The sequence below is a fragment of the Nocardioides lijunqiniae genome, assembly GCF_015024225.1.
Classification (GTDB): Bacteria; Actinomycetota; Actinomycetes; order Propionibacteriales; family Nocardioidaceae; genus Nocardioides; species Nocardioides lijunqiniae.
This window is the reverse complement of the sequence record NZ_JACJGM010000048.1, coordinates 20,270-29,906: the sequence shown is the minus strand read 5'-3', so window position 1 is coordinate 29,906 and position 9,637 is coordinate 20,270. Positions and strand designations below refer to the sequence as shown.

Annotated in this window: 9 protein-coding genes; 6 read left to right on the top strand and 3 right to left on the bottom strand. The window is 73.2% G+C overall.

Annotation, left to right across the window (positions count from 1 at the left end; translation table 11 throughout):
- From IRQ30_RS21455 to IRQ30_RS21440, 4 genes are all read left to right on the top strand, one after another.
- A partial coding sequence (locus IRQ30_RS21455) for an aminotransferase-like domain-containing protein (RefSeq protein ID WP_193614900.1) occupies window positions 1-941 on the top strand: 941 nt, incomplete at its 5' end.
- 17 nt (window positions 942-958) lie between these two features.
- Window positions 959-1,099, top strand: a complete 141-nt coding sequence (locus IRQ30_RS21450) for a hypothetical protein (RefSeq protein ID WP_193614899.1) — start codon at window positions 959-961, stop codon at window positions 1,097-1,099.
- Between the two features lie 63 nt (window positions 1,100-1,162).
- The gene (locus IRQ30_RS21445; RefSeq protein WP_193614898.1) at window positions 1,163-2,533 is read left to right on the top strand and encodes a hypothetical protein; all 1,371 of its coding nucleotides are present in this window, start codon (window positions 1,163-1,165) and stop codon (window positions 2,531-2,533) included.
- Window positions 2,520-3,023 carry a SigE family RNA polymerase sigma factor gene (locus IRQ30_RS21440; RefSeq protein ID WP_193614897.1) on the top strand — a complete coding sequence of 168 codons (504 nt, stop codon included), beginning with the start codon at window positions 2,520-2,522 and terminating at the stop codon, window positions 3,021-3,023. The genes IRQ30_RS21445 and IRQ30_RS21440 overlap by 14 nt, the downstream gene beginning before the upstream one ends.
- Window positions 3,024-3,038: 15 nt before the next feature.
- On the opposite strand, the gene IRQ30_RS21435 is transcribed toward IRQ30_RS21440, so the two are convergent.
- Together IRQ30_RS21435 and folC are read right to left on the bottom strand one after the other, a co-directional pair.
- Window positions 3,039-3,428 (bottom strand): DUF4233 domain-containing protein, encoded by a 390-nt coding sequence (locus tag IRQ30_RS21435; protein WP_338089814.1) that lies wholly within the window; start codon window positions 3,426-3,428, stop codon window positions 3,039-3,041.
- Window positions 3,425-4,822 carry a bifunctional tetrahydrofolate synthase/dihydrofolate synthase gene (gene folC / locus IRQ30_RS21430; protein WP_193614896.1) on the bottom strand — a complete coding sequence of 466 codons (1,398 nt, stop codon included), beginning with the start codon at window positions 4,820-4,822 and terminating at the stop codon, window positions 3,425-3,427. The genes IRQ30_RS21435 and folC overlap by 4 nt, the downstream gene beginning before the upstream one ends.
- A 66-nt stretch (window positions 4,823-4,888) precedes the next feature.
- Here folC and IRQ30_RS21425 point away from each other — a divergent pair, with 66 nt between their 5' ends.
- Window positions 4,889-5,998, top strand: a complete 1,110-nt coding sequence (locus IRQ30_RS21425) for an NAD(P)-dependent alcohol dehydrogenase (RefSeq protein WP_193614895.1) — start codon at window positions 4,889-4,891, stop codon at window positions 5,996-5,998.
- Here IRQ30_RS21425 and IRQ30_RS21420 read toward each other — a convergent pair.
- Window positions 5,976-6,878, bottom strand: coding sequence for a GNAT family N-acetyltransferase (locus IRQ30_RS21420; protein WP_227467938.1), 903 nt, complete (start codon window positions 6,876-6,878; stop codon window positions 5,976-5,978). The two genes, IRQ30_RS21425 and IRQ30_RS21420, sit on opposite strands and share 23 nt — an antisense overlap.
- Before the next feature lie 74 nt (window positions 6,879-6,952).
- On the opposite strand from IRQ30_RS21420, the gene valS reads away from it, so the two are divergent.
- Window positions 6,953-9,565 (top strand): valine--tRNA ligase, encoded by a 2,613-nt coding sequence (valS, locus tag IRQ30_RS21415; protein WP_193614893.1) that lies wholly within the window; start codon window positions 6,953-6,955, stop codon window positions 9,563-9,565.
- Window positions 9,566-9,637 lie beyond the last annotated feature (72 nt).

Sequence of the window (9,637 nt, the reverse complement as noted above, 5' to 3'; positions counted from 1 at the left end):
CGACGCCCCCGCGCGGCTACGACGACCCGCGCGGCCTCCCGGAGCTGCGGGCCGCGCTCGCCGCACGGCTCGCCCGCGGCCGCGGCCTGGACGTCGACCCCGACGACGTCCTGGTCACCGGCGGCACCACCGACGGGCTCCGGCACCTGGTGACGGCGCTGCCGCCCGGCGACGTGGCGATGGAGGACCCCGGCTACCGCGCCGCGGTGGAGACCGTGCGCGCCTCCGGGCGACGCGTCGTCGACGTGCCCGCGCTGGCGCTGCCTCGCGCCGACCTGCACGCGGTCGCCGCCGCCTACGTCACCCCCGCCCACCAGCACCCGCTCGGCGCGACGATGTCCGGCGGCGACCGGCTCGCGCTGCTCGAGGCGGCGCGGGCCGGCGGCGCCGTGGTCGTCGAGGACGACTACGACTCGGAGTTCCGCTACGACGTGGCGCCGATCCCGGCCCTGGCCAGCCTCGACCGTGACCGGGTGGCCTACCTCGGCACCGCCAGCAAGTCGGTGGCGCCCAGCCTGCGCCTCGGCTGGCTCGTCGCGCCGGGACCGCTGCGCGAGCGCGTCGAGCGGCACCGCGACCGCACCCACGACGCGGTGTCCTGGCCCGTGCAGCGCGCCTACCTCGCGCTGCTGCGCGACGGCTACGTCGACCGCGTCGTCCGCTCCGCCCGCCGCACCTACGCCGAGCGCGCGGAGCGCGTGGCCGCCGCGCTCGCGCCGTACGTCGAGGGGCCGGTGGCCGGCATGTACGCCACCGTCGTGCTCCCCCGCGAGCTCGCCGGGTCGGCGCACCGGGCCGCCCGCCGCGCCGGCTTCGACGTACCGCTGCTGGCCGACTACTGCCGCACCGCCGAGCTGCACGGCCTGATCGTCGGCTTCGGCGGCTGCACGGACGCCGAGCTCGACGCCGCCCTCGCCGTTCTCGCCCGGGCGCTCGCCTGATCGCCTAGCCTCTGCGGATGCGCACCGAGACCGAGCACGAGCTGGACACGCTGATGCCCCACGTCTCGGAGATCCTGTCCGCGGTGGTCTCCGTCGGCCTGACCGCGGTGGCCCTCGTCGTCCTCGCGGTGGTCCTCTCGCGCCTGATGCGCCACTGAGGTCTAGCCCCCTCCTTCTCTGCTGCTCGACCCGTGTAGTCAGCGACGCACGAGGAGGCGGAGATGCAGACCCTGCACGAACGGCTGGCCGAGCTGGCCGAGCTGAGTGAGCAGCGACCCGACCCCGGCACCGCCGCCGCCGCGGCGGCCCGGGGTCGCGCCTACCGCCGCCGCCGGCTCGTGGGCACCGCCGCGACGCTGACGGCCAGCGCCGCGGCGCTCGCGCTGATCGTCGGCATCTCGCTGTCCCGCTCGGCCGGCGACGTCGAGCCCGCACCTGCGGGCGCGCCCACCGGCATGCCACGGGAGCTCTACGAGCCGAGCCCGTGGCTGCCGGGCACCGCCGACGAGCCGCTCGGCACCCTGGCCGCGATCATCCCCGCCGAGCGCGCGACCTGGACCGGCCGGGAGGACGGGCTGGTGGGCGTCTCCGCGACCAGCGGCGCCTATCGCTTCCTGGACCTGCCCGGCGCCGTGCCGCAGAGTCTCGACGACGCCGCGATCTCCCCCGACGGTAGACGCGTCGCCTACTGGACCACCGGCGATACCCGGCTGTCCGCGGACAGCAGCACCGGTCCCGTGACGGGCGTGGCCGTCTACGACTCCGACACGGGCGCCGTGGTGCGGCACGACATCGCCACGGACCACGGTCTGCAACCCGAGGGCCTCATCTGGTCGGACGCCGCCACGCTGCTGATCGGCTACGGCCAGCAGGTCACGGGCGACGGCGGCCCGATGGAGGAGCAAGGCATGTCCACGTCCGGCCCGTGGCTCTCATGGCGTGTCGGCCAGGACGGGCCCGCCATCAGTGCCCTTACCCCGGGTGCCGACGTCGAGGACGCCACTTCCGGCCGGATCCTCGTCTCCGACCATCCCCGCTACGTCGTCACCGACGGTGAGCAGTCGTCGCGTCGGGTGTTCAGGATCCGCAAGGACCTCTCGGTGTCGCCGGTCGTCGATGCCTCGGGCCTGCAGGTGGCGGTCGTGAGCGGTGAGTCGCAGGAGCCGGGCTATACCGGATCGAACCCGAACAAGGTCCTGGTCGGACGTCTCCCGGTCCGTGGGCAGGGAGCGGCACGAGAGCTCGTCATGCGAGAGCTCCCGGGCTCAGAGAACACCTTCGACGTGGTGGCGTGGGCCGATGATGAGCACGTGGTGCTGCTCCAGGCCGCCGACGAGTCGTCGTGGAACAGTCCGGACCTCGTCGTCGTCGACGTGCGTACCGGCGAAGAGCGAGTACTCCTGCGGTCGGCCGAGCGTCGCACCAACTTCCTCTCCGACCACTACGCCACCGACCTGTTCAGCCGTGCGCCGATCGCGGCACCCGAGCCGCCGCACCCCTGGGACCCCCGCGTGAGCACGGGGCTCGCGGCCGCGGTGCTGCTGGCCGGGGCCGTGACCCTGATCGTCTGGCGGCGACGTGCCCCGGCCTGAGGACGTCTCGTTCGAGCAGTTCGTGACCGCGCGCCGCGCGGCGCTGCTGCGCACGGCGTACCTGCTCGCCGGGCACCCGGACGACGCAGAGGACCTGCTCCAGGTCGCGCTCGCCAAGGCCTACCCGCGCTGGCGCCGGATCGCCGACCGGCCGGAGCCCTACGTCCGCCGGATCATGGCGCGGGAGTCCGTCGACCGGTGGCGGGCCCGGCGGTGGCGCGAGACCCTCGTCGCGGCGCCCGTGGAGCCGCAGACGGCCGACGAGACCGACGTGCACGACCGCCGGCTCGAGCTGGCCGTCGCGCTCCAGGCCCTGTCGCCCCGGCAGCGGGCGGTCGTGGTCCTGCGCTACTTCGACGACCTCACCGAGCGCGAGACCGCCCACCTGCTCGGCATCTCGGTCGGGACGGTCAAGTCGCACGCCCGCGACGCGCTGACCCGGCTGCGGGACGTCGTCCGCCTCGAGGAGGCGCCCCCGCCGACCGTGTGAGCCGGGGGCCGACGATCAGTCGGACTCGGTCTCGGCGGCGAACTCGGCGTCCATCGCGGCGTACGCCGCGGCGCGCTCGCGCTCGATCTTGCGGCCGAGGAAGTCGGCCGAGCCCCACAGCAGCGCGAAGATCGCGCCCAGCACGAACATCAGCGGGACCACGAAGCCGAGCCCGATCGCGGCGGCCTGGATGAGCCAGCCGAGGCCGTAGGCCCACTCGCTGCGGAGCATGCCGGCGACGAGCAGGCACGCCACCATCAGGCCGAGGCCGACGACGAGCGCGGTGGAGACGGCCACGTCGGCGACCGAGATCATCACCGGGGTGGTCAGGCCGAGGGTGATCGCCTCGAGGCTGAGCACCGCGGCGCACATGCCGCGGCGCGGGGACCGGGTGCGCTCGCTCACGGGCGCCGCCTCACCAGGGTCCGGGCCTCGCCCACGGTGACGACGGAGCCGGTGACGAGCACCGCGCCGGAGCCGATGGAGTCCCCGGAGGACTCGCCGTTCTCCGCGAGCCCGGCGGCGCGGTCGATGGCGTCGGCGAGGCGCGGCTCGACGGTGACCCGGTCCTCGCCGAAGATCTCGATGGCCTCGAGCGCCAGCCGCTCGGCGGGGAGCGAGCGGGACGTGGAGTTCTGGGTGCAGACGATGTGCGCGAAGTGCGGCTCGAACGCCGACAGCAGACCGGTGTGGTCCTTGTCGGACATGACCCCCACGACGCCGATCAGCGGCGAGAACGCGAAGGAGTCGTCGAGCGCGTCGGCCACGGCCTCGGCGCCGGCGGGGTTGTGGGCGGCGTCCAGCACGATGGTCGGGCTGCGGCGCACCACCTCGAGCCGTCCCGGCGACGTCACCTCGGCGAAGGCAGCGGCGACGAGCTCGGCGTCGAGCACCTGGTCGCCGGCAAACGCCTCGACGGCGGCCAGCGCGACGGCGGCGTTCTGCGCCTGGTGGGCGCCGTAGAGCGGCAGGAAGACCTCGTCGTAGCGGGCGCGCAGGCCCTGGAAGGAGACGACCTGGCCACCGACCGCGGGGACCCGCGAGATGACGCCGAACTCCATGCCCTCGCGGACGACGGTCGCCCCGACCTCGACGGCGCGCTCGAGCAGCACCTGAGCCGCCTCCGGCGTCTGCTGGGCGAGCACCGCGAGCGAGCCCGGCTTGATGATCCCGGCCTTCTCCGCGGCGATCTCGACGACGCTGTCGCCGAGGTACTGCGCGTGGTCGACGGCGACCGGCAGCACGACGGCCACGGTCGCGTCGGCGACGTTCGTGGCGTCCCAGGAGCCGCCCATGCCGACCTCGACGACCGCCACGTCGACCGGGGCGTCGGCGAAGGCCGCGAACGCCATGCCGACCACGGTCTCGAAGTACGACAGCGGGTGCGACTCCGACTCGTCCACCAGGTGGGTGAACGGCGCGACGTCGTTGAAGGCGCGCACGAACGCCTCGTCGTCGAGGGGCTCGCCGTCGACGCTGATGCGCTCGTTCATCCGCTCCACGTGGGGCGAGGTGAAGCGCCCGGTGCGCAGGTCGAGCGCGCGGAGCAGGGTGTCGATCATCCGCGAGGTGCTGGTCTTGCCGTTGGTGCCGGTCAGGTGGATCACCGGGTACGACGCCTGGGGGTCGCCGAGCATCTCGGCGAACGCCCGGATCCGGTCCAGCGAGGGCTCCAGCCGGGTCTCCGGCCAGCGCGAGAGCAGGGCGTCCTCCACCTCGGCGAAGGTCTCGGCCAGGCGCGGCGCGCCCGCGGTCTCGTCGGGCGTCTCGTCCGGGGTCACGTCGGGAGTCTCGGTCATCTCACGACGAGTCTAGGGACCGGAGCTACTCGACCCCGGACTGGAACAGGTTCTAGTGTGCTCGCCATGAGAACCACGGTCGCCGTCGTCAACGCACCCGGGCAGGACTTCACCTTCGAGGAGGTGGAGCTCGACGGCCCCCGCGCCGACGAGGTGCTGGTCCGGATCGTCGCCACGGGCCTGTGCCACACCGACATCACGATGCGCACGATGCTGCCGGCCGAGATGTTCCCGAACGTGTTCGGCCACGAGGGGGCGGGCGTCGTGGAGGAGGTCGGCGCCGACGTCGAGGGGATCGCGGTCGGTGACCACGTCGTGCTCAGCCTGCGCTCGTGCCGTGCGTGTCCCCGCTGCGAGGCCGGGCTGGTCGGCTACTGCGACTCCAGCCTGCTCCTCAACTACATGGGCATGCGGATGGACGGCTCGACGACCATGTCGCGCGAGGGCGCCCCGGTCTTCGGCTCGTTCTTCGGCCAGTCCAGCTTCGCCCAGCACGCGCTCGCCTACGCAGACAACTGCGTCGTGGTCGACAAGAGCCTCGACCTGACCAAGATCGCGCCGTACGGGTGCGGCTTCCAGACCGGCGCCGGCGCGGTGCTGAACGTGCTGCGGCCCGGACCGGAGGACAGCCTCGTCGTCTACGGCGTGGGCGCCGTGGGCCTCGCCGCGATCGCGGCGGCGCAGGCCGAGGGCGTCCGGACCATCGTCGCGGTCGACCTGATGGCGAGCCGGCTGGAGGTCGCCGCCCGCTACGGCGCCGTCGGCGTCAACCCCGCCGACCTCGAGGCCAACGACCTCGGCACCCAGCTGGTCGACAAGGTCAAGGAGCTCACCGGCGGGGGCGCCACCGGGGCGATCGACACGACCGCCGTACCGGAGGTCATCAAGCAGGCCGCCCAGGGCCTCGGCATCCGCGGCGAGCTGGTGATCCTGGGGCTCGGCGCCCCGGAGTTCCCGGTCGACGCCATCGACATCATGCAGAACGGCAAGGTCGTGCGCGGCAGCGTCGAGGGCGACTCCGACCCGCTCGAGATGGTGCCGCGGCTGATCGCCCTCCACGAGGCCGGCCGGTTCGACGTCGACGACCTGCTGGTGAGCTACCCGTTCACCGAGGTCAACGCGGCCATCGCCGACGTGACCTCGGGGAAGGTCGTCAAGCCGGTCCTGGTGTGGTGACCCGGTAGTTGGCCATGTCGACCACGGGTCGGTAGCCCAGCGCCTCGTAGATCTTGTTCGAGGTCGGGTTGGCCTGGTCGGTGAAGAGGCAGGAGCGCGCACCCTCGTCGAGCAGCCGCTGGGAGACGGCCGCGACGGTGGCGCTGGCGTAGCCGTGGCCCCGGGCGTCGCGCGGGGTGTAGACGGGCCCGACGCGGGCGACGCCGAACGCCGGCGGGTTGTGGGCGGTGAGGTGGACGACCCGGCCGGCCTCGTCCTCCCAGAGCCAGACCAGGCGCTCCTCGATCCGGCGCAGCGCGTCGGCGGGCTCGATGCGCTCCACCATGGTCGGCGCGCCCTGCCGTCCCGCCTGCTCGTCGGCCGCGGCGCTGAAGTCGTTCCACCAGTCGGTGACGAGCTGGGCGTCCGCGGGGGCAGCGACACGCAGCCGGCCGGCGGGGGCCGGCGGCGCCAGCACGGTCGTGACCTCGAAGAGCCGCATGTGCTCGTGCACCTCGGCGCGACCTCCGGTGAGGCGGGCCAGCTCGTCGGCGAAGTGCTCCGTCGCGGGCAGCGCGCCGTTCGCGGCCACGACCTCCTCGTCGCGGGCGTGCAGCGCGCGGGCCAGGTCACGGGCGGCCGCCTCGGGCATCGGCAGCAGGTAGAGCGGGTAGGGCCCGAACGGCGCCGTGCGCATCGCCGCACCCACGACCTCGTCGCCCTCGCGCACGGCCAGCCACCAGTGCGGGTGGTCGGCGCGGGGCTCGCCGCGGCGGTCCGCGGCGGCCACCCGCTGGGTCACCGTGGCGAGCACGGTGGTGACCACCGGGTCCGCGGCGAGCACGTGCTCGACGTCGGCGAGGAAGGCGGCGGGGTCGTCGTAGAAGTGCAGCGCGGGCATGGGCGCCACCCTCGCATCGCGGCCGCCCGGCCACCACCGGATAACCGGGTGAGCACCACCACTACGATTTGTGCATGACCGAGATCATCGACACCCCAGCCCCGGACTCGACGCGCAGCGACAGCGGCGCCGTCGTCGTACCGGACAAGCCGGCGCTCGAGGGTCTCGAGGACACCTGGGCGGCGCGCTGGAAGACCGACCAGACCTACGCGTTCGACCGCACCCAGCCGCGCGCGAACGTCTTCTCGATCGACACTCCCCCGCCGACCGTGAGCGGCAGCCTGCACGTCGGTCACGTCTTCTCCTACACCCACACCGACCTGATCGCCCGCTACCAGCGCATGCGCGGCAAGTCGGTGTTCTACCCGATGGGCTGGGACGACAACGGCCTGCCGACCGAGCGCCGCGTGCAGAACTACTTCGGCGTGCGCTGCGACCCCTCCCTGCCCTACGACGCCGAGTTCACGCCGCCGGAGAAGCCCGACCCCAAGCGCCAGATCCCGATCAGCCGGCCCAACTTCGTCGAGCTGTGCGAGCGGCTGGTCGAGGAGGACGAGCAGGTCTTCGAGTCGCTGTGGCGCACCCTCGGCCTGTCCGTCGACTGGGCGCAGACCTACACGACCATCGGCCCGCGCGCCCAGAAGGTCAGCCAGACGGCGTTCCTGCGCAACTACGCGCGAGGCGAGGCCTACCTCCAGGAGGCACCGACCCTCTGGGACGTCACCTTCCAGACCGCCGTGGCCCAGGCCGAGCTCGAGGCGCGCGACTACGCCGGCGCCTACCACCGCGTCACCTTCCACCGCCCGGACGGCGAGACGGTCGCCATCGAGACGACCCGGCCCGAGCTGATCCCCAGCGTCGTGGCGCTGATCGCGCACCCCGACGACGAGCGCTACCAGCCGCTCTTCGGCACGACCGTCACCTCGCCGGTGTTCGGCGTGGAGGTCCCGGTCGTCGCCCACCCCGCGGCCGAGATGGACAAGGGCGCGGGCATCGCCATGTGCTGCACGTTCGGCGACCTCACCGACGTCACCTGGTGGCGCGAGCTGAACCTGCCGGTCCGCACCGTCATCGGCCGCGACGGCCGCTTCCTGCGCGAGACGCCGGAGTGGCTGGCGCACGAGCCGGCCGCCGCGGCGTACGCCGAGCTCGCCGGCAAGACCGTCTTCTCCGCCCGCGAGGCCGTCGTGGCCGCGCTGCGCGAGAGCGGCGACCTGGTCGGAGACCCGGTGCCGACCCAGCGCATGGCCAACTTCTACGAGAAGGGCGACAAGCCCCTCGAGATCGTGGCGACCCGGCAGTGGTACATCCGCAACGGCGGTCGCGACACGGCGCTGCGCACCGAGATGATCGAGCGCGGCAGCGAGATCACCTGGCTGCCCGCCCACATGCGCCACCGCTACGACAACTGGGTGGGCGGCCTCAACGGCGACTGGCTGATCTCGCGTCAGCGCTTCTTCGGCATCCCGTTCCCGGTCTGGTACCCGCTCGACGACGAGGGCGAGCCCGACTACGCCCACCCGCTGATGCCGAGCGAGGCCGAGCTCCCGGTCGACCCGTCCACCCAGGCCCCCGGCGGCTACACCGAGGACCAGCGCGGCCGCGCCGGCGGCTTCGTGGGCGATCCCGACGTCATGGACACCTGGGCCACGTCCTCGCTCACCCCGCACATCGCCGGCGGCTGGGAGGCCGACGACGACCTCTGGCAGCGGGTCTTCCCGATGGACCTGGCCACCCAGGCCCACGACATCATCCGCACCTGGCTCTTCTCGCGCGTCGTGCGCGCGCACTTCGAGAACGGCGTGGCCCCCTGGAGCCACGCGCTGATCTCGGGGTTCATCGTCGACCCGGACCGCAAGAAGATGTCCAAGTCCAAGGGCAACGTCGTCGTCCCGACCGAGATCCTGAGCAAGTACGGCGCCGACGCCGTGCGCTGGCGGGCCGCGATCGCGCGCCCCGGCCTGGACTCGCCGTTCGACGAGACCCAGATGAAGGTCGGCCGGCGGCTGGCGATGAAGGTCCTCAACGTCTCGAAGTTCGTGCTGTCGAGCGTCGGCGCGAGCTCGGTCAACCCGGTCGAGGTGACCGAGCCGATCGACTGCGCCCTGCTCGCCAGGCTCGCCACCGTCGTCACCCGCGCCAGCGACGCGTTCGAGGCCTTCGACTACACCACCGCGCTCGAGGTCAGCGAGAAGTTCTTCTGGGAGTTCTGCGACGACTACGTCGAGCTGGTCAAGGAGCGTGCCTACCGCGAGGAGGGCGGCGCCGCCACCGACTCGGCCCGGGCCACGCTGGCGCTGGCCCTGCAGGTGCAGCTGCGCCTGCTCGCGCCGTTCCTGCCCTACGTGACCGAGGAGGTCTGGTCCTGGTGGCAGCCCGGCTCGGTGCACCGCAGCACCTGGCCGGTCGTCTCCGAGCTGGGCTCCGCCGCGGCCTCCGACCCGGCCGCCGTCGACGCCGTCGCCGCCGCCCTGATCGGCATCCGCGGCGCCAAGTCGCAGGCCAAGGTGTCGATGCGCGCGGAGCTGTCGCGCGTCGAGATCACCGGCCCGGAGGCGCTCGTCCGCGGCGCCGAGCTCGCCGCCTCCGACCTGCGCGCCGTCGGCAAGATCACCGGTGACCTGGTCTTCACCGCGACGGACGACACCGAGCTCAAGGTGGCCGCGGAGCTGGCACCCACGGAGTAGCCGGCCCCGGGGGTTGAGGAGGGACGAAGTCCCGTCTCGAAACCCCTCGGCCGTCTGCCCACCTCACTGGGT

Coding starts and splice junctions, on each gene's coding strand:
- IRQ30_RS21425 (WP_193614895.1), top strand. CDS start 4,889: ATGAGAACCACGGTCGCCGTCGTCAACGCACCCGGGCAGGACTTCACC.
- IRQ30_RS21445 (WP_193614898.1), top strand. CDS start 1,163: ATGCAGACCCTGCACGAACGGCTGGCCGAGCTGGCCGAGCTGAGTGAG.
- folC (WP_193614896.1), bottom strand. CDS start 4,822: ATGACCGAGACTCCCGACGTGACCCCGGACGAGACGCCCGACGAGACC.
- valS (WP_193614893.1), top strand. CDS start 6,953: ATGACCGAGATCATCGACACCCCAGCCCCGGACTCGACGCGCAGCGAC.
- IRQ30_RS21450 (WP_193614899.1), top strand. CDS start 959: ATGCGCACCGAGACCGAGCACGAGCTGGACACGCTGATGCCCCACGTC.
- IRQ30_RS21420 (WP_227467938.1), bottom strand. CDS start 6,878: ATGCCCGCGCTGCACTTCTACGACGACCCCGCCGCCTTCCTCGCCGAC.